The organism is Litorivita pollutaquae (genome assembly GCF_003205515.1).
GTDB classification, from domain to species: Bacteria; Pseudomonadota; Alphaproteobacteria; order Rhodobacterales; family Rhodobacteraceae; genus Litorivita; species Litorivita pollutaquae.
Window position 1 is genome coordinate 247,857 of sequence record NZ_KZ826481.1, and the last position, 26,072, is coordinate 273,928.

Below are 26,072 nucleotides of genomic sequence, written 5' to 3' on the forward strand. Positions count from 1 at the left end.
GGAAAAACAGTTAGGGCCGCGTCAGTGATGACGCGGCCCTTCTTGTATGTCGTGGTCCAAAGGGCGCCAGAACTCCGCAGCAGCCGTTTTCGCCCCCCCATCGCAGGCGGGTGCGAATGCGGCTACGTATGTTTGCGGCGGCGCAGAGCACCAAACAGCCCAAGCCCTGCCAACAACATCCCGCCTGCGGCGGGCAGTGGCACAGCGCTGACCATAATGTCGTCAATCCGCACGTTCCCACCACCGCCATGCGATAGGGACAATTGCGTCATCAAGACCGGTGCGATCGAAAGCGTCCCGGTCAAACCATCCGCAGCGTAGATTGTGATCAGCGGACCAACATCAGCAAAAACGGTAAAGGAGTTACCCCCACCCGCGCTGTTAAAGGCATAGGAGAGGCCGTGGAACAAAAAATCCCCGGCGTCCGAAACCATGGAGGCATCGCTATAAGCACCATTATTCAACAACAAACACGCGCCACCACCGGGGCAGTTGGTGCTTTGGTTCAAATTGGCGCTGGCAAAGCTGAACCCGTCTTCCGTATAACTTCCGGTGCCTGACGAGGTGCCAAAATCAATGCTGGCAGAGGGAACGGTTAGGGCAGAAGCGCCAGTGGCGGCCAAACAAAGCCCTGCCAACAGCACGGAAATCTGTGCGGTCTTTTTCATTATGAATATCCAAATTTGATTAATTTACGCCATAATAATAACACAATTTCAGCAACTTTGCAATTTTCACCATGTCCCCCTGGCAAATGCGGCGCAAAGGTTCGGGGGTCAAAAAATCACAGTTAACAAAATGTTAACGCCGCGAGTTTGCGGGGACACAGTTTTCCGAAATCGGGCAAGTCCCCCTCTTCGTCACAAAAACACATGAGGCAGGGCTGAAAACCCAAATGGACAAGACAAAAACCGAATCAGTTTAGGCGGTAATCAGTCTTGTAAATTGGCTTTGGCCTGCGCTATCGCAGGGCGGATTTGATCCGCAATCACGCGCGCGGTGATCGGTCCGGCAAAGCGCAGAACAATGCGCCCTTCGCCGTCGATCACGTAGGTTTCAGGCACGCCGTAAACGCCCCATTCCAACCCGACACGCCCCGAGGTATCGGCCCCAACGGCGGTATAAGGGTTGCCCAATTCCGCCAAGAAGCCGAGGGCGTTTTCGGGCTTATCCTTATAGTTCACGCCAAACACCCGCACCCCTTCGGCGGCCAGAGCCTCCAAATTAGGGTGTTCGACACGGCAGGGCGCGCACCAAGAGGCCCAGAAATTCAGCAAGTGCACCTCGCCATCGCGCAAATCCGCATCCGTGAACACCGGCAGATCGCCCAAGGGCGTCACCTCGACAGCGGGGGCCTCTTTGCCGATCAGCGCCGACGGCAATTCATCGGGGTTTTGCCGTTGCATCCCGATATAGAACATCGCCGCGAGGCCGGCAAAGATGACGGGCGGGGCAACCATCAGCAGCGAGATTTTAGCCATTGCGTTTCATCCGTTCTTCTACCTGTGCCAGATCGCGGCGCAGACGGCGCGCGCGCGCCACACTCACCGCGACCAACACCGCCAAAAGAGCGATAGAGACCGCATAGGAGGCCAACACTTCGCTGGCGTATTTTCCAAGTTCGGGCATCAGTCATTCAGCCTTTCACGCGCCAAGAGCGCCCGCATCCTGCGGGCACGAATTTCGGTTTGGGTGCGCAAAAACACCAGTGCAACAAAGAGCAACACGAACCCCGCGATGCACAAAAGCAGCGGGTAATAGAACACATCTGCGACGTTTTCTTCCTTATCAAGGCTGAGCGAGGCCCCTTGGTGCAAGCCTTGGTTCCAAAAATTCACCGCATAGCGCGACAGCAGCGCAAAGACCGATCCCACCAGACACAGAATGCCGGTCAAATCGGCGGCGGTGTCGTCGTCCTCGATCGCAGACCAAAGCGCCATATAGCCAAGATAAAACAGAAAAAGGATCAAAAACGAGGTTAACCGAGGATCCCACTCCCACCATGTGCCCCACATCGGTTGGCCCCATATGGCCCCCGTGGCCAAGGCAATCACCGTCATCATCGCGCCCACCGGTGCGGCGGCGCGGGCGGCCAAGGCGCTGACATGGTGGCGGCGGATGATCCACACCACGGACGCCACCAGCATCATCATCCATGCATTGATCGCCATTAGCGCGGCCGGCACATGCAGGTAGATGATTTTAACGGTCGATCCTTGTTTGTAGTCATCGGGCGTGAAGAAAAACCCCCACACCAACCCGCCCACCAGCGCGGCAAGCGCCAGCACGGATAGCACCGGCAAAACACGGTCTGTCGTGTCGATGAACTTCTTCGGGTTCGCGTAGGACCAAATCGATGCCATTGTGTCTCCTTGCCCACGCGATCAGCGCAGGTTCACCCTCAATACCGCAGCCGAGGCAAAAGGCAAAAGCGCAATTGTGCCGCAGGTAATGCCAGCCAAAAATATCAACGGCGTGCCATAGGCCATGCCCTCGGCGCCGCGCCGCGCCGCCTCTGCGCCGAAAATCAATGTCGGAACATAGAGCGGCAGAACGAGCAGACTCATGAGCAAGCCGCCGCGCTTCAATCCTACGGTCAGCGCCGCCCCGAATGTGCCGATCACACTCAACGCCGGGGTGCCCAGCAGAAGCGACAACACAAGCGGCCAATATCCCGCCGCAGGCAGGTTCAACAAAACAGCAAGCACAGGCGCGATCACCACCAGAGGCAGCGCCGTGGTCAGCCAATGCGCCAGCGCCTTGATCGAGACGATGGCCTCCATCGGCAGGGGCGCGGTGGCGAGCAGATCAAGCGAGCCGTCATCCCAATCCAAAGCAAACAGCCGGTCGAGCGACAAAAGACAGGCCAGCAACGCCCCGATCCACAACACACCGGCGGCAATCCTCGCCAAGAGCGCGCTTTGCGGGCCGACGGCAAAGGGGATCAGCACCACGACAATCAAGAAGAACGCCAGACCAAGGCCGAAGCCGCCCCCAGCCCGCACGGCGAGGCGCAGGTCGCGGATGAGCAGCGCCCTCATAAGAAGGCCTCGTCGAAATCATCCAGGGCGGGGGCTTTGGCGCGAAACGGCGTGAGGTCAAGCACCTGCGCCTCGGCCAGCCCAAGGTCGATATGGGTCGCCACAAGCGCCATGCCGCCGCCCTGCAGATGAGCGCGCACCGCCTCAGCGAACATCGCTGTCGATGCCGCATCCAAGGAAACGGTCGGTTCGTCCAATATCCACATCGGCCGCCCCGTTACCAGCAACCGGGCAAGGCCAAGACGGCGCTTTTGCCCTGCCGACAATGTGCCCGCCGGGCGGTCTTTTAACGCGACAAGGTTGAACTGTGTCAGTGCTGTCTCGATCGTCGATGTGCCGAAAATGTCCGCCCAAAATCGCAAATTCTCGGTGACGGTCAACGCCGGTTTCACCCCGTCGGAATGGCCCGCATAGGCCATTGCGTCCGGCTCCAACCCGATATGCCCCGACAGCGCGGGTTGCAATCCGGCGATGGTACGCAAAAGCGTGGTTTTGCCGCAACCATTCGGCCCGCGCAACACCAACGCCGCGCCGCGTGACAGCGAAAAGCTCACCCCTTCGAGCACCGCCAAACCGCCGCGCGCCACAGCAAGGTTTTCAACCTGCAAAGGAGTGGTATTCAACGTCATAGCAATTTCTTACCCTATCGCGGGCCGCTGCACACTGCGTCACACCGTCAACAAGGCGGCAGCAACCCGGCGGCCTTCGTTGACCAACACATTATAGGTGCGCGCCGCAGCGGGCGAATTCATCACCTCGGCGCCCAGCCCCGCCGCCTCTAATGTGGCGCGCAGCGGCGCAGGGATATGGGCAATCTCACCGCCGGTGCCAACGAACAAAACATCCACCTCACCGGCCAGAGCGAGCAAGGCTTCGGCATCCGCTAGCCCGCCCCAAAGCCGCGCACCGGTGGCCGTGACGATGACGTGACCGTGCAGAACCTCGTTCTTGATGCGGAAAAACCCCGGCCCGTACCCATCGATCGGCACAGCGTTTTGATATGTGATTTCGGTCAGCTGCATCTTCGCCCTCCTGCCGTTGCGCCTCAGGCGTCGATGTCACCAAATTGCGTGCCTGCGGCGCCACTGTCCGGTTTGGACCAATCGCGTTTCACACCCAATTTCGCCAATACCGTCGAGGCCACGAAAACCGAGCTATAGGTGCCGACAACGATCCCCCAGATCATCGCAAAGACAAACCCGCGGATCACATCGCCACCCAACACGAACAGCGCAATCAACGCCAACAATGTGGTGACCGATGTCATCACCGTCCGGCTGAGTGTCTCATTGATCGAGAGGTTGAGAACATCCTGCAATGGTTTGGTTTTGTATTTACGCAGGTTCTCCCGCACGCGGTCAAACACCACCACCGTATCGTTAAGTGAATACCCGACGATGGTCAGCAAAGCCGCGATGATCGTCAAATCAAACCGGATCTGCAGCACCGCGAAGACCCCGATGGTCAACAACACATCATGGACAAGCGCCACAACCGCACCGACGGCGAATTGCCATTCAAAGCGCAACCAAATGTAGAAGAGCACCGCCGCAATCGCCAGAACCACCGCCAGCAGCGCAGTTTGGATCAATTCGCCGGACACTTTTGGCCCCACGGATTCGACCGAGACGAACTGGATTTCCGGCGCCACATCTTGCAATGCGCTTTCGACCGCGACGATCATATCGTTGGACACGGCTTCCTCGCCGTCCTGGGCCTGGATCCGCACCATGGCGACGTTCTGATCCTCATCAAAGGTCGGGTCGAACACCTCGGTGATGGTCACATCCCCCAGATCAAGCGCGTCAATCGCCCCGCGATACGACGCTATATCAACCGGTGTGACGCTTTGGGTGCGGATCGTGGTGCCGCCCCGGAAATCAATCCCGAAATTCAATCCCTGGGTGGCAAAGCTGCCGGCTGCGACCAACAACAACAGGCAAGACGCGCCGATGGTAACACGCCAGCGGCGGAAAAAGTCCCAATTGGTGGTTTCGGGAACCATTTTGAGACCGCGTCCGGCGAGCACCTCTTTGGGGCGTTTGCGTTCGAACCACAGCACCACAAGCAGGCGGGTGACGAAAATTGCCGTGAACACCGAGGTGATAATGCCAAGACCGAGCGTAATGGCAAATCCGCGCACCGGGCCGGATCCGACCATATAGAGGATCACCGCCGTGATGAAGGTGGTGATATTGGCGTCCACAATGGCCGACAATGCCTTTTCATATCCCAATTCGATCGCGCGGGCGGCGCCTTTGGCGCTTTTCATTTCTTCGCGGATACGCTCAAAGACCAACACATTGGCATCCACCGCCATCCCGATGGTCAAAACGATCCCGGCAATCCCGGGCAAGGTCAATGTCGCACCGACCGTCGACAACAGGCCAAAAATCAAAACCACATTGGCAATCAATGCCAGATTGGCAAACACCCCGAAGGTGCCATAGCTGACCATCATCAAAAGCAACACACCGACAAAAGCGACGATACAGGCAATTTTTCCCGCCTCGATGCTATCTGCGCCGAGCTCTGGCCCGATGGTGCGCTGCTCCAGGAATTCCAATCCCGTAGGCAAGGCCCCGGCGCGCAACAACACCGCCAACTTGGTGCTTTCTTCGACAGAGAAATTGCCGGTGATGATCCCCGACCCACCGGGAATATGGCTTTGAATCACCGGAGCGGAAATCACCTCGTTGTCGAGAACGATGGCAAAGGGGCTGCCGATGTTATCGGCCGTGTAGTTGCCAAATTTGCGCGCACCTGTGGTGTCGAAACGGAAATTCACGGCAGGGCGGCCGTTTTGGTCGAAACTGGGCTGTGCATCAACCAGATCATCGCCGCTGACCACGGGAGATTTTTCAATGATGTAATAGCGGCCCGGCTCGTCCACCGAGGGCAATACCACATTGCCGACACCGGCGCGGGCATCGGGATCTGTGGTCGAGCCGACGACAGGGTTGAAGGTCAGCTGCGCGGTGACACCGATGATATCGATCAATTCTGCGGCGCTGCCGATGCCGGGCACCTGAATGAGGATACGGTCGCTGCCCTGACGTTGGATCGTCGGTTCGCGGGTGCCGACCTCGTCAATCCTGCGGCGGATGATCTCAAGGCTTTGCTGCATGGTGCGTTCGTCGGTGGCGATTTTTTCCGCGTCCGACAATGTGACGACAATATCGGTGCCTTGCACCGTCACGTCGATGTCCGAGGCGCCGGCGCCGGACAAGGAAACCACCGGGCGGGCCAATCCGCGCACCAATTCTGCGGCACGGGCGGCTTGATCGGCATTGCCGATCCGCACGCGCAATGTGTCATCCGACGCCGGCTGCAAGCGGATGGTGCCGACGGTGGCCCGCTCCTCCCGCAACAGATCGCGGATTTCCGGCCACATGGCTTGCACACGGGTGTTGTAGACCTCTGCGGTCTGCACTTCGGCGAGCAAATGCGCCCCACCGCGCAAATCAAGCCCCAGATTGACCAACCGCGACGGCAGGAACGACGGCCAGAGCCCCGCGTCGTCATCCAGTTCCGCAGCACTTAAGGCGTATTCAGACTGGCTTTTCTCGCCGGCCTCAATCGCAGTGATCGCGGCCACGGCATCATTGTGCCGCTCGACACGGGAATAAAACCCGTTCGGCAGGGCCAACAACAATCCGAGCGCAACCAGCCCCCAGATCGTGATACGTTTCCACAGATCGATTTGCAGCATGGCCCAAGCCTTCTCTCATGTCTTCATGTGTCTGATTGGAGCAGGCCCGGATCGCGTAGAATGACGCTTGGCCTTGCCCCTCTCCCCATCGCGGGAGCCTAAAAGGCGAAAAAGGGGCCGTGGCCCCTTTTTTATCTTATCGGCGCACGTCTTACGCGTTCGCCGCAGGTTCGGTTTTGGACAGGACCTGCGCGATGGTGCTTTGCACGGCGCGGACCTTGACCCCATCGGCGATTTCGACCTCGATCTCGTTCTCGTCTTTGACTTTGGTCACTTTGCCGATCAACCCGCCTTGGGTAACGACGGTATCGCCACGGCGCAGGGCCGCGACCATGCTCTGATGTTGCTTCAGCTTCTTTTGCTGCGGGCGGATCATCAGCAGATACATGATCGCAAAGATCAGAATCAGCGGTACAAATTGGGCCAGATTGCCACCTTCCATGGGGTCGTCCTCTTTTTATGTGTGGCGCGGACACCCCCGCGCGGATTGCTGGGGAACCTATGTCCGGTGCGGGGCATTTGCAAGGCGTCAGCGCGGGCAAAATCACGCTTTGAGGGGCAAATTCGCCCCCGCCTTCCTTTGGCGACCCGCGCAATGCCATCACAGCGCATACAATGGCGCCGCCGCCAGTTTCGCCGCCGCTGAAAATCGGTCATAAGACGGTCAGTGATTCACAGCCAAGCCCGATCTAAGGACGCCCCGACATGCATGATATCCGCGCCATTCGTGAAAACCCCGATGCCTTTGACGCCGGCCTTGCCCGCCGCGGCGATGCACCGATGGCGGCCTCGGTTCTGGCATTGGACGAAGCGCGGCGCGCCTTGATCCATGCCGCCGAGACCGCGCAGGCCGAGCAAAACAAAGCCTCCAAAGAGGTCGGCGCGGCCAAGGGCCGGGGCGATGACGCGGAATTTGACCGTTTGCGCGCCCTGGTCGGCGAGAAAAAGGCCGAAATCGCCCGCCTCAATGATGAAGCAAAGGCCAAGGATGCCGCCTTGACCGACATGCTGGCGCGCATCCCCAACCTGCCCGCCGCCGATGTGCCCGATGGCGCGGATGAGGATGAAAACGTCGAGGTGGCCAAATGGGGCACGCTGCCGGTATTTGATTTTGCCCCCAAAGAACATTTCGAATTGGCCTCGGTCGCGGCCTCGATGGATTTCGATATGGGCGCGAAACTCAGCGGCGCACGCTTTGTCATGCTGCGCGGCGCGGTCGCCCGTATCCACCGCGCCCTGTCGCAATTCATGCTCGACACCCATGTCGATAGGAATGGTCTGGTCGAACATAACCCGCCTGTTCTGGTCCGCGACGAGGCGATGTATGGCACGGATAAACTGCCCAAATTCGGCGAAGACAGCTATCAAACCACCAATGGATGGTGGATGATTCCGACCTCCGAAGTGCCTTTGACCTATTCGGTGGCGGGCGACATTTTGGACGAAGCCGCCCTGCCCCTGCGGATGACTGCGCATACGCTATGTTTCCGTTCCGAGGCCGGATCGGCAGGGCGCGACACCTCGGGGATGCTGCGCCAACACCAGTTCGAGAAGGTCGAAATGGTCTCAATCACCCATCCGGACGAGAGCGACGCCGAACAAAAGCGCATGTTGCGATGCGCCGAGCGCCTGCTCGAAGATCTCGGCGTGCCCTACCGCACCGTGCAACTCTGCACCGGCGACATGGGCTTTGGCGCCAAACGCACCTTTGACATCGAGGCTTGGCTTCCGGGGCAAAATACCTACCGGGAAATTTCTTCGGTATCGACCACCGGCGACTTCCAAGCCCGCCGGATGAACGCGCGGTTCAAACCCGCAAGCGGCGGCAAGCCGGAATTTGTCCATACGCTGAATGGCTCGGGCCTTGCCGTGGGGCGGTGTTTGATCGCCGTGCTGGAAAACGGTCAGCGTGCCGATGGATCCGTCACATTGCCCGACGTGCTTGCGCCCTATCTGCGCGGAGAAACCACTTTGACCGCAGACGGCACGTTGGTTTAGGCGCACCACATATGCCACCAGCCGCCTGAGATTCCCCGCGCGCTTTTCGCGCATGCGGGGTTTTCTTGCCATTAAATTGCCTTATTCTACTTCACAAATCACGGTCGAAGTTAAGGGCCGATTAACTATGCTGATCCAAATTCACGGTGCTGAGCGGGCGTGCGCGCCCATCGGCGCATAAGACAGACCTCGAGATCAATCGGCGAACACGTGCCAGAAAGTCCAAAAATGGCAAAGCGTTATTGGAAATCCGTACTGTTGCTTCTTGTCAGCATCAGTTTTGCCCTCTCGCCCCTGTTGAGTGGCGGGTTCAACGGGTTTGCGCCCGACCAGTTCCCTATCGCGCAAATCGATCCGCCCGCGCAGCCTGCTGGCTATGCTTTTGCAATCTGGGGGCTGATTTACCTTTGGTTGTTGGTCAGCGCCGGATACGGAGTGCTCCGCCGCGCCCCCGACCGGCATTGGAACCGGATGCGGGGCGGCTTGATCGTTTCGCTGGCCATCGGTGCCGCATGGATCCCCGTGGCGCAAATATCGCCTCTCGCCTCAACCGTGATGATTTGGCTGATGACCGGAGCGGCCATCCTCGCGCTGCTGCGCGCGCCTGCCGAGCTGCCATGGTTGGGATCTATTCCAGTGGGGCTTTACGCGGGATGGTTGACCGTTGCGGCGAATGTCGCTCTGGCTTTGGTGCTGGCCGGATATGGGGTGATTGATCCGCAAGTGGCGGCCCTGATCTGTTTGACGCTGGCGATGATCATCGCCTTGGCAGTTTTGACCCTCCGCCCGATCAGTCGCGGCTATGCCGCGGCGGTGATCTGGGCCTTGATCGGGGTCTGCGCCGCGAATATCGGCAATGGGGACGAAGACGGCAACATTGCCGTTCTTGCGCTTTGCGCTCTGGCGATCGGATTGATTTCGGCGCGATTGTCGATGGCTCCCAAACCGCCGTCTAACGGCGCGGCATGGGCGGCGCGGCGCGGTTGAACGGCGCCGCGAGACCTCCACATGAAACGCAGACTACGGCCTATCCCTAGTCTGCTCCCGTCATTTCTCCGAGCGGCGCGTATTGGTATGTTTACGCAACTTCGACGGGCCGGCTTTTTTGCGCCCCTTGAAGGGGTTAGAATCGTTTTGCGAGCGCATATAAAGCCGGATCGGCGTTCCGGGCATGTCGAAATCGGTGCGCAGCCCGTTTACCAGATAACGGGTATAACTGGCGGGCATTTTATCGGGGTGTGAACACATCACCACAAAGCCGGGCGGCCGGGTTTTGGCTTGGGTCATGTAGCGCAATTTGATGCGTTTGCCCTGTGGCGCGGGGGGCGGATGCGCCTCGACCATGCCGGACAGCCACCGGTTCAATTGCGCCGTGGTGATGCGGCGGTTCCACACCTCATAGGCGCGTTCAATTGCGGTGTGCAGCCGGTCAATGCCGCGGCCGGTTTTGGCCGATACGGTCACCAATGGCGCGCCGCGCAATTGCGGCAACAGGCGTTCAAAGCTCTCGCGCAGATCGCGCAGCTTGTTTTGTTTGTCGCCTTCCAAATCCCATTTGTTCACCGCCACGATCACCGCACGGCCCTCGCGTTCAGCCAGATCGGCAATGCGCAGATCTTGTTGTTCAAACGGGATGGCGGCGTCGAGCAGGACGATCACGATTTCCGCGAATTTCACTGCGCGCAACCCGTCAGAGACCGAAAGTTTTTCCAGCTTGTCCTGCACCTTAGCGCGTTTGCGCATGCCAGCGGTGTCAAAGAGTTTGCACGGGATACCATCCCAATCAAAGCGCAAGGATATCGCATCGCGGGTGATGCCCGCCTCTGGCCCGGTGAGCAGGCGATCCTCGCCAATGATGTGGTTGATCAGCGTCGATTTACCCGCGTTCGGACGGCCAACCACGGCGATTTGCAACGGCTTTTTATCGGTGGGCATCGGATAGGGCGGCGGGTTTTCCTCGTCCCAGTCCTCATCGTCGAAATCCTCGGGCAGGTCGACGTCGACCTCGGGCTCTTGCTGTTCGGCCCGCTCGGTGAACCCGTCATGAATGGGCATCAGCTCAACATAAAGGTCGTGCAAGCCTTCGCCATGCTCGGCCGACAACCGAATAGGTTCGCCAAGGCCAAGACTATAGGCCTCGATCACGCCGGCATCGGCGGCGGCCCCTTCGGCCTTATTTGCGGCCAAAATCACATGCGCCGAGCGTTTGCGCAGGATGTCGGCGAACACCAGATCCGAGGGCGTGATGCCGGTGCGCGCATCAATCATGAACAGGCACACATCGGCCATATCCACGGCACGTTCGGTCAGGCGACGCATGCGCCCCTGAAGGCTGTCGTCGGTCACCTCTTCAAGGCCCGCCGTGTCAATCACGGTAAAGCGCAGATCGGCCAGTTTGGCCGCACCTTCGCGCAAATCGCGCGTCACGCCAGGTTGGTCATCGACCAATGCAAGGCGTTTCCCGACGAGGCGGTTGAACAGTGTGGATTTGCCCACATTGGGGCGGCCCACGATGGCGAGAGTGAAACTCATGACTTGGCTCCGAAGTCGGTCAAGCGGGTGTCTTACATCTAATGGCGCGCGGCGCAAACCCCAAATAGCGATACGGCGGCGGGTGTCCGAGCCGATACGCGATCACGCGGGGCAAATGTCGGTGCCTCCGGCGGGGATATTTGAGGAAAGTAGAAAGGAGGCGCGGCGGCGGCCTCCTATCCCCCAAGGTGAGGCAATCCGCTGGCGCGGGGACCGCATGAGAAGACCGCCCCGCGATCAATCTTGGTCCCTCTGCACCCAGAAAAGGCAGTTTTAGCGCAGAGCGAGCAACTGGCCTTTGGTGCTGACGACATAGACGGTATTGCCGGCGACGACCGGTGCGGTGGTGGCCCCGGCGGGAAGGTTGGTTTCGGCCAGAAGCGCGCCGGAGACGGGATCATAGCTGCGCAAGGCACCATCAGAGGAGGCGACCAGCAGACGACCACCCGCAAGAACCGGACCATAGTGGCCAAAAATCTCGCGTTGTTTGCTCGGGCGTGTCTTGGTGAAGAACGGCAGTTTTATGTTCCAGATCCGATCGCCGGTAGTGGCATTCAACCGGACCAGTTCATTGCTGTCATTGATGGAAAACACATCGTTGCCCGCGACCCAAGGCGCGCTTTGGGCGCTTTGCTCGGCGGTCCAGATCCGTGCGCCGCTCTCCAGATCGAGCGCGATCAGGCGGCCCGAATTTGTGCCCACATAAACGGCATCGCCGGCAATCACCGGATCGCCGGTGATATCGGAAATTTCTGCGCGGGCAAATCCGGCGCGTTTACCGGTCAGCAGCGCATCCCAACGGCGCAGCCCGCCTTCGCGGAAGCTGGCCTGAACTTCGCCAGAGCCAAAGGCAAAAAGAGCGAACTGCTCGGTCACCGCAGGTGCGGGCGCGCCCATGACGTTGTTGATATCGGGGGTGGCGTCGATTTGCCACCGCACACGGCCGGTGCTGCGTTCAATCGCCCAACCGGTCGAATCGCCCGCCACGAGATAGACCAGATCACCGAAAACCGTTGGCGTACCGCTGCCAGTGGCGTTGAGCTTTTGTTGCCACTTCTGCGCGCCGGTTGCGGCATCCAGAGCAGTCAGAAGGCCGAAGCCGGAGGAGACATAGAGCGTTCCCTCCGCATAGGCGAGACCGCCGCCAGAGGCGTCTTTACCGCTGTCATATGCGGGAACGAGGTCGGTCGACCAAAGCGGCGCGCCGGCGGTAGAGGTGGCAGCCACCAAAGCTTGAGAATCCAACGTAAACACCCGCCCGTCCGCGACCACCGGATTGGCCGTGATCCGGCCCCGGCGGCTGTCGCCTTGGCCGATGTTGACCGCCCATGCCAATGTGGGTGTGGGTGACAAGGCTGCGTGGTTGATTCGGGTGGCAGGTGTGCCTGGACCTTGGGTCCAATCGGCGTTTTGCCGGATCGCGGGCAAGGATACCGGCAATGCGGCATTTTCCGGCAGCACAACCTCGGTGCTTTCGGTGCTATCGAGGATCGCGCGCGGATTTTCACGCTTGCCTTGCAAGATGATCTCGCCCTCGTCGCAACCGCTCAGAACGGTTGCAGCCAAAAGCCCGCCCATCAGCCCTGTGATCCACTTCTTTTGCATTGCTGCTCCTGACATCTATCGGGTCTGCCTGCCCGGTTGTGCGGCGACCTTACCGCGATGCGTCCGGCACGCCAAGTCCTCTCGCGGCGGCGGCCTGCGCAGGGCGGCGTTTCGGGTTATTGACCGGTCAACCGGGTGTCGTCTGCGGTGCTGGCGCCGAGGCTGACCGGGGCGGCGGGCATATCCCCGCCCAAAGCGATCAACAAACCGGTGGCGCGGCGGCGTAGCCCGTTGCCGGTTTCCGCATCTAACAAAATTGCTTCGAGCCGTTCCAAGGCCGCTTCGGTATCACCGGCTTCGACGTCCAAAAGCGCAAGGCGCTCTTCGGCCAGAAGGCGCAGCGGCCCGCCCGGGATCGCCAAGGCGGCATAGCCGTCGCGCCGCGCCGCGATATCAAGCGTCGTATCCTGCGCCGAAAGCGCTTTGAAACGTGCGATCTGGCGGTAGATTTGCGGCACATCGGATTGGGCGGTTAGGGCATTCAGCGCCTCGGCGGCTTGCTCTGCATCGCCCGATGCGACCAATTCATTGGCGCGCAACAGGGTCACGATCGCGGCGCTTTCGGGATTGGGCGCGCTGATGGCACCAAAGTTTTCGGCACGAAGGGCGCTGTCGTTGTTTTGCAAGGCGGCTAAAATATCGTCTCCCAACGCTTCGGCATTGCTGCGCGCGCGGGCTTTGCTAACTTCGTTATAGGCCGCGCCGCCGACGATCAGCAGCACGATCACAACCGCGATCCAGCCATAGCGTTTCATCATGGCAAAAAGCCGGTCGCGCCGGACCTCTTCGGTCACTTCGTCGATGAAGGAATCGGTGTCGCTCACTGTGCTCGCCCTCTCTTGGTTTTGCCTCTCATACCTCAGCCCCCCGCCCCTGCCAAGGCCAAGGCGTTTTTGGCTTGAGGCCGATAACATCACCGCCGCCGCAGTTGATCAATGTGGTGCGAAACAACATCAATTAATTGCCCCCGGCGAAGTCCGAATGGCGCAAGGCACATTCGCGGTTGGAATCCTCGCATCATATGATGGACCGCGCGACATCTGTGCGCTGCTGGTGAACACCAATGGCGACCGCGTGGTGACTTTGGGCGATCTGGCGCAAATCCGGGTGGCGTTTGATGACCGGCTGGGCACGACAGGTTTCAACGGCGCGACCACCGTGGCGCGTCAGGTCATGACACGCAAAGGCGTCCACCTGTTGGACATCACCACCTTGGAGCGCACCACACATGAAAAAAGCCCGCGCCCCGTGGTGGAAACAGCAGGCCACGGCGGTGGTTTTCGGGCGTGAAATTGCACAAGCGCGCAAGGCGCTGTCCTAGAGGCGCGGCAGACGCCCCGGACGAGAGGCCTTGCCTAGGCACGCGCCGCACGCGTGCATGGCTGGGTCAAAAGGCGGCGTGTGATTACTTACTTACCCACGCAGCCCGTCATCACGCCGCTTCTTCACTGGCTTGGCGTTGCCAGAGCTGCCAATAACGGCCCTGTTTGGCCAGCAATTGCGCATGGGTGCCCTGTTCGGCCACCTCGCCCGCATCCAGAACCACAATCCGGTCCGCATCGGCAATCGTCGACAGACGGTGCGCGATGGTGATGACCGTGCGCCCCTGCCCGGCGCGGGCCAATGCGGTTTGGATCTCGGTTTCGGTCTGCGTGTCCAGCGCCGAAGTCGCCTCGTCCAACAATAGGATCGGCGGGTCTTTCAACAAGGTGCGCGCAATGCCGACCCGTTGTTTCTCTCCACCGGACAGTTTAAGCCCGCGCTCCCCGACCTGCGTGTCATATCCCTCCGGCAGGGACATCACGAATTCGTGGATTTGCGCGGCGCGGGCGGCCTCTTCGACCTCGGCTTGCGTTGCACCGTCGCGGCCATACGCAATATTGTAGCGTATGGAATCATTGAACAAAACGGTATCTTGCGGCACCACACCAATCGCGTCATGCAGGCTTGATTGCGTCACATCACGGACATCCTGCCCGTCGATCCGGATGGCGCCGCCGGTGACATCGTAGAACCGGAACAGCAACCGCCCGATGGTGGATTTTCCGCCGCCGGACGGGCCAACCAAGGCCAAGGTTCGCCCCGCAGGCACCGACAAAGACACGCCTTTCAAAATCGGGCGTTCGGCATCATAGGCAAAACGAACATCCTCCAATGTGATCGATGCGCCCTCCACCTTGAGCGGTGCCGCGCCGGCGCGGTCAACCACCTCGGCGGGTTGATCAAGCAGGTGGAACATATCCCCCATATCCACCAAAGCCTGCCGGATTTCGCGGTAAACCGTGCCAAGGAAATTCAACGGCATGGTGATCTGGATCATATAGGCGTTGACCATGACGAAATCGCCCACAGTCAATGTGCCCGCTTGCACCCCCAGCGCCGCCATGACCATCACCACCACAAGGCCGGTGGTGATCAAAAACGCTTGGCCAAAGTTTAAAAACGCCAAAGAGACAGAGGTGCGCACCGCCGCCGAGGCATAGCGCTCCATCGCAACATCATAGCGCGCCGCCTCGCGGGTTTCGGCCCCGAAATATTTCACCGTTTCGAAATTCAGCAAACTGTCGATCGCCTTTTGATTGGCGTCGGTGTCCTGATCGTTCATCTCTTTGCGCAGCTTCACGCGCCATTCGGTGACCTTGAATGTGAACCCGACATAGGCGGCGATCACCGCGACGACCACCGCAAGATACCAAATATCGAACACCACGGCGAGCACCGCCCCCACCATCATCAATTCCAAGATCAATGGCCCGATAGAGAACAGCAAGAAGCGCAGCAGGAATTCGACGCCTTTGACGCCGCGCTCCATGATCCGGCTGAGCCCGCCGGTTTTGCGGCTGATGTGATAACGCATCGACAGGCGGTGAATATGGGTGAAGGTTTCCAGCGCCAGCATCCGCAACGCCCGTTGCCCGACCCGCGCGAAAATCGCGTCGCGCAATTGTTGGAACCCGTTGCCCATAAGGCGGGCCATGCCATAGGCCACGGTCAATCCCACCGCACCAAGTCCCAAAAGCATTGCGCCCTCGGGGGTTTCGCCGCTCAACCGGTCAACCGCAGCTTTGTAGAAAAACGGCGTGGCGACGATGATCATTTTAGCAAAAATCAACATCGCCATGGCCAACACCACCCGCTGTTTGACCCACGGGGCCTCGGCGGGCCAAAGATAGGGGATCACCCGCCGCACGGTGCGCATCGCATCTTTGGGGGCTTCGGTGGTGGTCAAAGTGGCATGGCGTCTGCGCATCGGGAGCCTTTCGCATCTGTCGGCTGGCCCCTGCGCACCACGTTCACGGCGCGGTGCAGGGCCTCGCCCACAGATAAGCCCGCAAACCGACAATGACCAGAGGCGCCGCAGCCGCCACCGCGCGACCGGTGATCCCGCCCACCGTGCGCAGGATCACGTTTCAATCGCGCGGAATGTCAAACACCTGCCCGGGATAAATCAAATCAGGATCACGGATCTGGCTGCGGTTGGCATTGAAAATACGCATGTATTCGATGCCGTCTCCATAATTGGTCGATGAAATTTTCCACAGGGTCGACCCCGGCTGCACGGTCACCACCTGCAATTGCGGCGCAGATGCGCCCGAGGCGGACTTCGCGGCATCTGGAGCCTTGGCCGGGGCGTTTGCCGATAATTGAGGCTGTGTTTGAAGCGCGCTGCCGGCTTCCGTCATCGCCGCCCCGTCAGCGCCCACCTCAGCCATATCGGGATTTTCTGCGGGTTCGGCGGAGAGATCGTCGGCCTGTCCTGCCGTGTCCGAGCCGCCCGCATCGGGTGTCGCAGAGGCCGCTGATGCGGCGTTTTGCGCGGCGTCGATTTGTGCGATCCGCGCGAGGCTCTCGCGTTTAAACGGGGTTTCAATGCGGTTGATCACGCTGCCATCGGCAGCAATCCGGTCGATGCGCAGGGTGTAAACACCGCTGTCGATGCCATCAATATCCAACTGCCATGCGCCATTTTGCCCTGCCTGCGCCTCGCCAACAACGACGTTGTCAAGATAGATGCGAAGCCCCGCGCCCACTGCGCTTTGCCCCGCCAAACGCACAGCCCCATCGGCGCGATAGCTGATCATGTCCAAGGTGACGTCTGTTTCCGGTGCCGCAGATTGCAACACCCGCACCCCCGCCGCATCCGAGATGACGACCGATGGCGCCGTATCGGCGGCCCTGTCACCGGATGTATTTTCAATGGTTTGTGTTGCATTTTCGAGGCCGGTGGCCTGCGGATTTGGTGAAGACACATCGGCCATATGCGGGGCAACGATCACTTGCCCTGCGGACCGTAAAACCGACCCGTCGCGTGTGACTTCAAGCGACAGAACCTGCCCTGCTGTCATGTCTTTGATTTCGGCAAAGACGACAAAACGCCCGCTCCCGTCGGCGACCGCTTCGGCCAGAACCTGCGCTCCGGCCACAAGGCGAACAACCTCACCTGCTGCGGCTTTGCCCGCCACAAGCGCCGCGCCATTCGGCTCAACCCGCACCACATCAAAAACAAGCGTATCCTTGGCATCGACGGCCCCGGCGTCCTGCACTGAGTCGCCGCGCACCGCACCATCGTTTGCCCCAACATCCGGCGCGGTGCCTGACGCCACAACAGACGGATCCGGCGCCGCATCAGAGGTAATTTCGGACGCCTGCCCCGATGAGGGGGGGAGAGCGGTTGCGTCTCCACGCTGCGGTGGCTGTGCTGGGTTGCTCGGGTCTTGCGCGCTGCGCAGCGCTGAGGTCTCTGTCGCAGGTTCCGGCGGCGCCTGTTCGCTTGACGCTTGCGGCTCTTGTGAGATCACGGCGGTTTCGTCCCCGGTATCGCGCGCATCTTTGCCAAACAGCCAAAGCATCACCGCCCCCGCCGCGAGCACCGCAACAACCGCGATTTTCGTGCCGCGTGACGGTGTTTTTTCCGCCGCTGGCCCGCTGTTGGATGTCCCTGTCATTCGACCTGTCTCCCCCAAGATGTTGCGTGGCACCTATTCACCGACACTTTACTTGCGCCTTGCGCAGTTGAGCCAGCATAGCAACAAGGCTATGACCGGTCAAAAGCCATTTCTGTTTTCACCTCGCCGGCGCCACCGTCAATGTCGCGCGCGCCACCCAACGCACAGGACCATATCATGCCCCTCCCCTCCGGTGTCTCTGCCCGCTTTTCTGTCTGTGTCTACTGCGGATCCCGCAGTGGCACCCGCCCCGCCTATGAGGCCGCCGCCACACAGGTCGGCACCCTACTCGCAGAACACGGCTGGCGGTTGGTCTATGGCGCAGGCGACGTCGGATTGATGGGCGCCGTTGCGCGCGCGGCGCAATCGGGCGGCGCCGAAACCTTTGGCGTCATCCCGCAACATTTGGTGGATCGCGAGGTGGGCAAAACCGATCTGACCCAATACATCGTCACGGAAAACATGCATGAACGCAAAAAGGTCATGTATATGAATTCCGATGCGATCGTGGTGCTGCCGGGCGGTGCCGGATCGTTGGACGAGTTTTTCGAAGTGCTGACCTGGCGGCAGCTCGGCCTACATCAAAAGCCGATCTTTCTTTTGAATACAGAAGGATATTGGGATCCCCTCATGCAAATGATACGCCATGTGATCACCGAAGGCTTTGCCGAGGAAACGCTTTTGTCCTATGTCGATGTCGTCGACGATGCGCCGGCTTTAAGCGCGGCTTTGGCGGCACGGTCGCGGACAACATTGGCATAAGAATAAAGCGCCAGCGCCGCCCAGATCAACGGGAAGGCTATGGCGTGCCATTCGGTGAAGGGTTCAGCAAACAGCAGCGTCGCCACCAGAAATTGCAGCGTTGGATTGATGTATTGCACCACGCCGACAGTCGACATTCGCACCCGCTGCGCCGCATAGGAAAACAACATCAGCGGCGCGCCGGTCAACGGACCGGAGAGCATCAACATCACCGTGTCATGCAGATTGCGACCAAAGGCACCGCCGCCGGATATCCGCCCCGAATGCGCCATCCACAGCACCGCCAGCGCCACCGGCATCAAAAGCAAAACCTCGGCCGCGACCGAAACCACAGAACCAACATTTAAGCTTTTCTTAACAAGGCCGTAGAGCCCAAAGGTCATGGAAAGGAAGAAGGAGATCCAAGGCGCAACGCCCAACCCCCAGGTCAGTATCCCGACCGCCCCCGCGGCCAATGCAATCGCCCCCCATTGCAATCGCGCGAGGCTTTCACCAAACACCATCCGCCCCATCAGAACCGCAACCAAGGGGAAGATATAGTAGCCCAATGAGGCTTCGGTGGCATGGCCCGCTCCGACGGCCCAGATGAATCCGAACCAATTTCCCGATATCATGATGGCCGCAAAACCGATCACCATGACCTGCCGTCTTCGGGATAGGGCAGCGCGCAGAGTGGCCAATCGCCCCTGCAGCGCAAGGATGATCAGGAAAAACACCAAAGACCATAGTGTGCGGTGGGCGAGCACCTCAATCGGCGGGACATGGGCCAATTGTTTGTAATAGATCGACGACAGCCCCCAGATGACACAACTGCCCACAAGCGCCAGAACGCCGATTTTTCCGGCGCGTTCTGCGGTTTGTGTCGGGGTCATGGGCGCGCTCCTTTGTCGCCCATTCTCTACCGTCCCTGAAGGCGGCACCCAAGAAAAATCACGATGGGATGACTACGGTATGGCCATAAAAAATCCCGCCGAAGCCATGCCTCGGCGGGATCAAATATAATGTTATCGAGGGGTCACAGACGCGATGCGACGTTGTCCCAATTCACCAGCTTGTCCAAGAAATTCGACAGGTAAGCCGGACGTTTGTTCCGGAAATCAATGTAGTAGCTATGCTCCCACACATCGCAGCCCAAAAGCGCGGTTTGACCAAAGCACAAAGGATTGACGCCGTTTTCGGTTTTGGTGACTTTGAGACCGCCATCGGTATCTTTGACCAACCATGCCCAGCCGGAGCCGAACTGACCCGCGCCCGCAGCGGCGAACTCGTCTTTGAATTTGTCGACCGAGCCAAAGCTTTCGGTGATAGCTTTTTCAAGCTCGGTTGGCATTTCATTTCCGCCCGGGCCCATCATCTCCCAAAACTGGCTGTGGTTCCAATGCTGCGAGGCATTGTTGAAGATGCCGTTTTGCGCCACGGCACCGGATTGATAGGTGCCTTTGACAATCTCTTCGACGGATTTGCCCGCCCATTCGGTGCCTTCGATCAACTTGTTGCCGTTGTCCACATAGGCTTTGTGGTGAATATCGTGGTGATATTCGAAGGTTTCGGCAGACATGCCAAGATCGGCAAGCGCATCATGTGCATAGGGAAGATCAGGAAGTTCAAAAGCCATGTCGGGGCCCCCTTTGATTTTGTGAATTCGATATGCGTTAGATGGTAGCGCAGCAGCCGTAAGGTCAAGCCCCAATCGGGCACAGAGCGGAACTGCGCCGCTGCGTGGGCGCCTCCCCTGACCCGCACGCATATACAAATAAATCAAATTTGGGCCGCATTTTGGTGGGTAATTCAAAGCTTACGCACAGAATATAACAATTTCAATTTAGTCCGGGATTGAAAAATACCCAACCTCACTGCCCGCTTTCGCCGCATTGGCCAAGAGATCAAACACATATTGCGCCACCGAGCGAAAGCAAATCACCTCGATGTCACCTTCGTCATTGAGCCAGAACGCGGCGGGCACCTGTCCCAATTTGCTGCGCCGCACCACGCCTTTGGGGAAGGCATCGGGGCTGACATCGGCGGGGGTCAATTTTGCCAGAACCTCGCGGGCTCTGGCACCGCTGACAAGAAACCCCGCACGTGTGTCCGACACGTTCTGCGCAAGATAGTGCTGCCCCTCCAGGGTCTTGTGAATTTGTCCAAGCGCCACATCCACCTCGGCATAGGGCATCATCAAAAGCAACTCATCGGGAGACATCCATGCAACCGCACGTTCTTCGACAAGGTTGATCCCCAAGGTGCCCGGCATATCGACGCCGCCGATCCCCGTGGCCACATTTTTCACCGCAGAGGACGACAGATCCCCGCGTAGCACGATCGCGCCGCGCAGGCCAATTTCGTCCACACGGGCGAACCCCGTCGCCGAGGCACCGGGAAGCGCGCTCTGATTCTGCCAGACTTCAGACATTTTGCTTCTCCCCTGCCTTGTCATATTGCACCGGATCAACGATGCGCACCTGCTGCACCGTGCCGTCCAACATTGGGAAATCAATCACCTCGCCCATGCGCTGCGGCCCGTTTTCCACCAACCCCATGGCAATGCCACGTTTCAACGTTGGCGAATAATAGGTCGAGGTCACCCGCCCGATGGTCTTGCGTTGCCCATTGGCATTCCGTGCCTGCGTCGCGGCATAGGCGCCATCCGGCAAAACCGATCCATCCAGCGTTTGCAATCCAACAAGACGCCAACGTTTGGGATCGCACAGATGGCTGCGTTGTTGCCCGCGCTTGCCGATAAAATCGTGCTTCTTTTTGGAAACCGCCCAATTCAGGCACAAATCTTGCGGGGTTACGGTGCCGTCGGTTTCATCGCCAATCATGATGAAACCCTTTTCGGCCCGAAGCACATGCAGTGCTTCGGTGCCGTAGGTGGTCGCGCCAAACTCTTCCGCACCCGCCAGCAACTCATTCCACACGGCGCGGCCCATTCCAGCGGGTGTGGCCACTTCATAGCTCAACTCACCAGAGAAAGAAATTCTAAACACTCTCGCCCTGACACTATTTAGCGTCACATCCTTCCATGTCATGAACGGGAATGCTTCAGCGCTCAGATCATCATCCGTGAACTTCTCCAACAGATTACGGGCATTGGGGCCGACAACGGCGATTTGCGCCCATTGTTCGGTCACATTGGCGGTGTAGACCTGCCAATCCCACCATTCTGTTTGAAGCCACTCCTCCATATGGGCGTGAATATGATCAGCCCCGCCTGTGGTGGTATGGCACAGCCATGTATCGGCGTCGATTCGCGCCACCACCCCATCGTCGATCAAGAACCCGTTCTCGTTGCACATAAGGCCATAGCGGCATTTTCCGATGCCGAGATTGCTCATCATATTGGTGTACATCATGTCGAGAAACTGCCCTGCATCGGGACCTTTGACGATGATCTTGCCAAGCGTCGAGGCATCGAGAAGGCCAAGGCTCTGGCGCACGGCAGTGACCTCGCGCGTGACGGCATCGGCAGGGGTTTCATCCCCTTGGATGTAGCAATACGGGCGGCGCCATTGGCCGACCGGTTCCCACTCCGCGCCATTGGCTTCGTGCCACTCATGCATCGGCGTGCGGCGCAGCGGTTGGAACAGATCGCCGCGGGCCTCGCCGGCAATCGCGCCCATGGAAATCGGCGTATAGGGCGGGCGGAATGTCGTGGTCCCCGTGGCCGGAATGGCCTGTCCTAATGCCTCCGACAAAACCGCCAAGCCGTTTATATTGCTCAACTTACCTTGATCTGTTGCCATGCCGAGCGTGGTGTATCGTTTGGTATGTTCGACGCTTTCAAATCCCTCGCGCGCGGCCAATTGCACGTCGGTGACCTTCACATCGTTTTGGAAATCCAACCATGTTTTCGCGCGCAACGTCTGATCCGCGCCCTCCGGCATCTGCCAAACCGGCAGGATCGGCGCTTCGCCGGCCTGCTCGGCCTCCGGCGGGCGGCCGCGTTTTGGCCTATATCCGGTGGCCTCTGCGGCCTTGCGACCGGCGTAATCGGCATCGGCCAAAGCAATCGCAAGATCGAGCGCGCCGTTGGCGCTGCCGGCGGCCATGACGACCCCTTGGCCCTCAGCGCCAAGCGGCGGGCGCGCCGGATCGGGACGGAAAAAGGCGTGATCGGCGTCCCAGATCAGTTTGCCGCCGCAATGCGACCACAGATGCACCACCGGCGACCACCCCCCGGACATGGCGATGCAATCACATTCGATCTCCTCATCAACGCTCCCGGTGCCCGCCTGTGCACATACAGCAGCGCCGGTGATCCGCTTACCGCCCAGCGCCTTGGCCACGGCTTTTCCGGTCTCAATCCGAATGCCAAGACTGGCCGCCTCCTGCGCCAATGCGCCGCCACCCGCAGGGCGCGCGTCGATCACTGCGGGCACATCAAGGCCAAGGTTTTTGAGCGCAATCGCGGTGCGATACCCGTCGTCATTGTTGGTCACAACCAGCGTCCGGTCGCCCACAGCCACGCCAAAATTCACCGCATAATCGCGCACGGCAGAAGCCAGCATCACACCCGGTATGTCATTGCCGGAAAAGGACAAAGGTCGCTCGATCGCGCCCGTGGCGGTGATCGTGCGCGCGGCCCGTATCCGCCAAAGCCGGTGGCGCGGACCGCCCATATCCGGCGCATGATCGGTCCGCCGCTCATAGCCCAAAACATAGCCGTGATCGTAAACCCCCGCGCCCATGGTGCGCAGGCGCATCGTGACGTTCTCCATCGCGTCCAGTTCGGCAATGAGGTTTTGCGTAAATGCGTCGACGGATATGCCATCCACAACGCCGCCATCGACGGGCGCGCGTCCGCCCCAATGGGCGGTTTGCTCAATGAGCAGAACCTTGGCGCCCGTACGTCCTGCCGCACAGGCCGCTTGCAGCCCCGCGATACCGCCGCCGATGACCAGAACATCCACATGGACGTGAAAATGTTCATAGCTGTCGGCATCGCGGTCTTGCGGCGCTTTGCCAAGGCCCGCCGAGTGGCGGATGAACGGCTCATACACATGCTTCCAAAAGGCACGCGGATAGAGGAACATTTTGTAATAAAATCCGGCGGGCAACACCCGTCCGAGGTATTGGTTCACGGCGCCGATATCATGGTCAAGGCTGGGCCAATGGTTTTGGCTGGTGCTTTCCAGACCGTCGAACAATTCGGTGGTGGTGGCGCGTTGGTTCGGCTCGAACTGCCCGTCACGACCAAGCCCGACCAAGGCGTTCGGCTCTTCTGCGCCGCTGGCCATGATGCCGCGCGGACGGTGGTATTTAAACGAGCGTCCGACCAACATTCGATCATTGGCCAAAAGCGCAGAGGCCAAAGTATCGCCCGCGTATCCCTGCATCTCTTTGCCGTTAAAGGTAAATGTCATCGGCGCGGCATGATCAATCAAACGGCCGCCAGTGGCCAAACGGGTGCTCATAACGTGGATGCCTTTGTTGGGTCTGTCGGGCGTCGGTGAGCCGCGCGCCGGTCTATCGGGCGTCGGTCTATCGGGCGTCGGTGGATCGGGGTGTAGGACAAGGTCATGCCATATCCCTCCACCGCCAATCAGGATGCTTTGCGCGGATCGCGTCGCGGATATCTTGCGGCGGCGCGGTCACCTGCGCGCTATAAGTCCCGAACACCTCGAGCGTCAGGGTGCAGCGCGCCGCATGAAACCACTTGCCGCAGCCATTAACATGGCGCCAACGTTCGACATGCACGCCTTTGGGATTTTCCCGCGCAAAGAGATAGCCTTCGAAGTCCTCGGCAGAGCTCTGCGGCCCAAAGCGTTTCAGATGCGCCTCACCGCCTGCCGAAAGCTCGGTCTCATCGGCCATGACGCCGCAATACGGGCATTTGAGCATCAGCATGGCGCGGCCTCCACCGGCAATTTTTCACCCGCGCCCGCTGCAAAAATCCGGCGAGAGAGCCTCCGCCCCACAGGGGCGGTTCGAACGCGGCCTAAATCACAGGTTTGAGCAAAAGCGCCGCCATCGTTTGATCCGGTGAAAGTCATAAACATCAATGCGCCACCCCTGCTGCGACGCTCTCGTCAATGAATTTGCCTTCGCGGAAACGATACATGGAAAACTCTTCGGTCAATGGCGAATGCCCCTTGGCCATGAGTTCCGCCATCCCCCAACCGGAGCCGGGAATGGATTTGAACCCGCCGGTGCCCCACCCGCAATTCACGAACACCCCCTCGACCGGAGTTTTCGACAAGATCGGCGAGCGGTCGCCGGTCATATCGACGATCCCGCCCCATTGGCGCAGCATTTTGAGCCGCGAAATCATCGGGAAGGTTTCGATCAAGGCCCGCACGGTTTCCTCGATATGATGGAAGCTGCCGCGTTGGGTGTAGTTGTTGAACCCGTCCGTGCCGCCGCCGATGACCATTTCGCCCTTGTCCGATTGGCTCATGTAGCCGTGGACTGTATTGGCCATGACCACCACATCCATACAGGGTTTGACCGGCTCGGAGACCAAAGCCTGAAGCGCCAGCGATTCCACCGGAAGCCGAAAGCCCGCCATTTCGGCCAAAACGCCGGAATGCCCCGCCACCACCAATCCAAGCTGCCCGCAATCCATTGCGCCTTTGGTGGTGTCGACGCCCGTGACCTTACCGCCGTCCTTGCGAATGCCGGTGACCTCGCATTGCTGGATGATGTCCATCCCCATATCCGAGCAGGCCCGCGCATAGCCCCACGCCACCGCATCATGGCGCGCGGTGCCGCCACGCGGTTGCCATAATCCGCCAAGCACCGGATATCGCGGCCCCTCAAGCGAGATGATCGGGCACAGCTCTTTGACCTTATCGGGGCCGATGAATTGCGTCTCGACGCCTTGCAGGGCGTTGGCATAGGCCGTGCGCTGATAGCCGCGCACCTCGTGGTGGGTCTGTGCCAACATGATCACCCCGCGCGGCGAGAACATCACGTTATAATTAAGGTCCTGGCTCATGGTCTCGTACAGCGACCGCGCCTTTTCATAGATCGCCGCCGACGGGTCCTGTAGGTAGTTCGAGCGGATGATCGTGGTGTTACGCCCGGTATTGCCGCCGCCAAGCCAGCCTTTTTCAAGCACCGCAACATTGGTGATGCCGAAGTTTTTACCAAGGTAATAGGCACTCGCCAAACCATGCCCGCCCGCGCCGACAATGATCACATCATAGCGTTTCTTGGGCGCGGGGGACCGCCATGCGCGCTCCCATCCGCTGTGGAAGCGCAGCGCCTCGCGGGCGATGGCAAAGGCAGAATATCGTTTCATCGGCTCGCTTTCCGAAGCTATGACCACGCCTTAACTTAGCGCTTTTGCTGTCCGCCGCCATAGGGGGTCTGTGGCGCGGGCATGTTTCTTCCTATGTGCCTCTGTGCGCCGGCGCGCCCGCGTTTAACAGCGCCCTTTTCGGGTCCAGTTGCGACATGGCGCAGCGCTGCGATGATTTGGCCTTTTGTGCATGCCCGTGGCACATTACATGGAAGCAACGGAAACGGAGGCAC

Annotated in this window: 24 protein-coding genes; 4 read left to right on the top strand and 20 right to left on the bottom strand. The window is 59.7% G+C overall.

All coding sequences use genetic code 11. From position 1 onward, the window contains the following. Positions 1–122 precede the first annotated feature (122 nt). The 9 genes from DI396_RS01150 to yajC all read right to left on the bottom strand — a co-directional run bounded on the left by DI396_RS01150 (position 123) and on the right by yajC (position 7,195). The gene (locus DI396_RS01150; RefSeq protein WP_110794325.1) at positions 123–668 is read right to left on the bottom strand and encodes a VPLPA-CTERM sorting domain-containing protein; all 546 of its coding nucleotides are present in this window, start codon (positions 666–668) and stop codon (positions 123–125) included. A 264-nt stretch (positions 669–932) separates the two neighbouring features. After that, on the bottom strand, positions 933–1,481 hold the full coding sequence (locus DI396_RS01155) for a DsbE family thiol:disulfide interchange protein (RefSeq protein WP_110794326.1): 549 nt from the start codon (positions 1,479–1,481) through the stop codon (positions 933–935). Then, a complete protein-coding gene (gene ccmD, locus DI396_RS01160) occupies positions 1,474–1,629 on the bottom strand; it encodes a heme exporter protein CcmD (protein WP_407936287.1) in 156 nt (51 codons plus the stop codon). Before ccmD ends, DI396_RS01155 begins: the two co-directional genes overlap by 8 nt. Continuing rightward, entirely contained in the window at positions 1,629–2,363 is a 735-nt protein-coding gene (locus tag DI396_RS01165; protein ID WP_110794328.1) for a heme ABC transporter permease, read from the bottom strand. The genes ccmD and DI396_RS01165 overlap by 1 nt, the downstream gene beginning before the upstream one ends. Positions 2,364–2,384: 21 nt before the next feature. Beyond that, positions 2,385–3,041: a heme exporter protein CcmB gene (gene ccmB, locus DI396_RS01170; RefSeq protein ID WP_110794329.1), complete on the bottom strand. Its 657-nt coding sequence runs from the start codon at positions 3,039–3,041 to the stop codon at positions 2,385–2,387. Next, positions 3,038–3,670: a heme ABC exporter ATP-binding protein CcmA gene (ccmA, locus tag DI396_RS01175; protein ID WP_110794330.1), complete on the bottom strand. Its 633-nt coding sequence runs from the start codon at positions 3,668–3,670 to the stop codon at positions 3,038–3,040. Before ccmA ends, ccmB begins: the two co-directional genes overlap by 4 nt. Positions 3,671–3,709: 39 nt before the next feature. Further along, positions 3,710–4,063, bottom strand: coding sequence for an Mth938-like domain-containing protein (locus tag DI396_RS01180; RefSeq protein ID WP_110794331.1), 354 nt, complete (start codon positions 4,061–4,063; stop codon positions 3,710–3,712). Positions 4,064–4,086: 23 nt separating this feature from the next. Continuing rightward, positions 4,087–6,753, bottom strand: coding sequence for a protein translocase subunit SecD (gene secD, locus DI396_RS01185; RefSeq protein WP_110794332.1), 2,667 nt, complete (start codon positions 6,751–6,753; stop codon positions 4,087–4,089). Between the two features lie 151 nt (positions 6,754–6,904). After that, positions 6,905–7,195, bottom strand: coding sequence for a preprotein translocase subunit YajC (gene yajC / locus DI396_RS01190; protein WP_110794333.1), 291 nt, complete (start codon positions 7,193–7,195; stop codon positions 6,905–6,907). A 263-nt stretch (positions 7,196–7,458) separates the two neighbouring features. Between yajC and serS the strand changes: the two genes are divergently transcribed. Together serS and DI396_RS01200 are read left to right on the top strand one after the other, a co-directional pair. After that, the gene (gene serS, locus DI396_RS01195) at positions 7,459–8,751 is read left to right on the top strand and encodes a serine--tRNA ligase (protein ID WP_110794334.1); all 1,293 of its coding nucleotides are present in this window, start codon (positions 7,459–7,461) and stop codon (positions 8,749–8,751) included. Between the two features lie 228 nt (positions 8,752–8,979). After that, a complete protein-coding gene (locus tag DI396_RS01200) occupies positions 8,980–9,738 on the top strand; it encodes a hypothetical protein (RefSeq protein WP_110794335.1) in 759 nt (252 codons plus the stop codon). Positions 9,739–9,798: 60 nt separating this feature from the next. Here the strand turns inward: DI396_RS01200 and der are convergent, their stop codons facing one another. The 3 genes from der to DI396_RS01215 all read right to left on the bottom strand — a co-directional run bounded on the left by der (position 9,799) and on the right by DI396_RS01215 (position 13,712). Beyond that, positions 9,799–11,283 carry a ribosome biogenesis GTPase Der gene (gene der / locus DI396_RS01205; protein ID WP_110794336.1) on the bottom strand — a complete coding sequence of 495 codons (1,485 nt, stop codon included), beginning with the start codon at positions 11,281–11,283 and terminating at the stop codon, positions 9,799–9,801. A 273-nt stretch (positions 11,284–11,556) separates the two neighbouring features. After that, positions 11,557–12,888: a PQQ-binding-like beta-propeller repeat protein gene (locus DI396_RS01210; protein WP_110794337.1), complete on the bottom strand. Its 1,332-nt coding sequence runs from the start codon at positions 12,886–12,888 to the stop codon at positions 11,557–11,559. Between the two features lie 116 nt (positions 12,889–13,004). Further along, complete coding sequence (locus DI396_RS01215) at positions 13,005–13,712, bottom strand: tetratricopeptide repeat protein (protein ID WP_110794338.1); 708 nt, start codon at positions 13,710–13,712, stop codon at positions 13,005–13,007. Positions 13,713–13,869: 157 nt separating this feature from the next. Between DI396_RS01215 and DI396_RS01220 the strand changes: the two genes are divergently transcribed. Beyond that, positions 13,870–14,178: a hypothetical protein gene (locus DI396_RS01220; RefSeq protein ID WP_110794339.1), complete on the top strand. Its 309-nt coding sequence runs from the start codon at positions 13,870–13,872 to the stop codon at positions 14,176–14,178. Between the two features lie 142 nt (positions 14,179–14,320). On the opposite strand, the gene DI396_RS01225 is transcribed toward DI396_RS01220, so the two are convergent. Next, positions 14,321–16,138, bottom strand: a complete 1,818-nt coding sequence (locus DI396_RS01225; RefSeq protein ID WP_110794340.1) for an ABCB family ABC transporter ATP-binding protein/permease — start codon at positions 16,136–16,138, stop codon at positions 14,321–14,323. Positions 16,139–16,298: 160 nt separating this feature from the next. Continuing rightward, positions 16,299–17,834 (bottom strand): LysM peptidoglycan-binding domain-containing protein, encoded by a 1,536-nt coding sequence (locus DI396_RS16665; RefSeq protein WP_235851694.1) that lies wholly within the window; start codon positions 17,832–17,834, stop codon positions 16,299–16,301. A gap of 177 nt (positions 17,835–18,011) precedes the next feature. Here DI396_RS16665 and DI396_RS01235 point away from each other — a divergent pair, with 177 nt between their 5' ends. Beyond that, a complete protein-coding gene (locus DI396_RS01235; RefSeq protein ID WP_110794806.1) occupies positions 18,012–18,596 on the top strand; it encodes an LOG family protein in 585 nt (194 codons plus the stop codon). Here DI396_RS01235 and rarD read toward each other — a convergent pair. The 6 genes from rarD to DI396_RS01265 form a co-directional block, all read right to left on the bottom strand. Next, complete coding sequence (rarD, locus tag DI396_RS01240) at positions 18,521–19,468, bottom strand: EamA family transporter RarD (RefSeq protein WP_110794341.1); 948 nt, start codon at positions 19,466–19,468, stop codon at positions 18,521–18,523. The genes DI396_RS01235 and rarD overlap by 76 nt on opposite strands. 143 nt (positions 19,469–19,611) lie before the next feature. Continuing rightward, the gene (locus tag DI396_RS01245; protein WP_110794342.1) at positions 19,612–20,211 is read right to left on the bottom strand and encodes a superoxide dismutase; all 600 of its coding nucleotides are present in this window, start codon (positions 20,209–20,211) and stop codon (positions 19,612–19,614) included. A gap of 207 nt (positions 20,212–20,418) precedes the next feature. Next, positions 20,419–21,006, bottom strand: a complete 588-nt coding sequence (locus DI396_RS01250) for a sarcosine oxidase subunit gamma (RefSeq protein ID WP_110794343.1) — start codon at positions 21,004–21,006, stop codon at positions 20,419–20,421. Continuing rightward, positions 20,999–24,010, bottom strand: a complete 3,012-nt coding sequence (locus DI396_RS01255; protein ID WP_110794344.1) for a sarcosine oxidase subunit alpha family protein — start codon at positions 24,008–24,010, stop codon at positions 20,999–21,001. The genes DI396_RS01250 and DI396_RS01255 overlap by 8 nt, the downstream gene beginning before the upstream one ends. A 103-nt stretch (positions 24,011–24,113) precedes the next feature. Further along, the gene (locus tag DI396_RS01260; RefSeq protein WP_110794345.1) at positions 24,114–24,443 is read right to left on the bottom strand and encodes a sarcosine oxidase subunit delta; all 330 of its coding nucleotides are present in this window, start codon (positions 24,441–24,443) and stop codon (positions 24,114–24,116) included. A 151-nt stretch (positions 24,444–24,594) separates the two neighbouring features. Continuing rightward, positions 24,595–25,839, bottom strand: coding sequence for a sarcosine oxidase subunit beta family protein (locus tag DI396_RS01265; protein ID WP_110794346.1), 1,245 nt, complete (start codon positions 25,837–25,839; stop codon positions 24,595–24,597). Positions 25,840–26,072 lie beyond the last annotated feature (233 nt).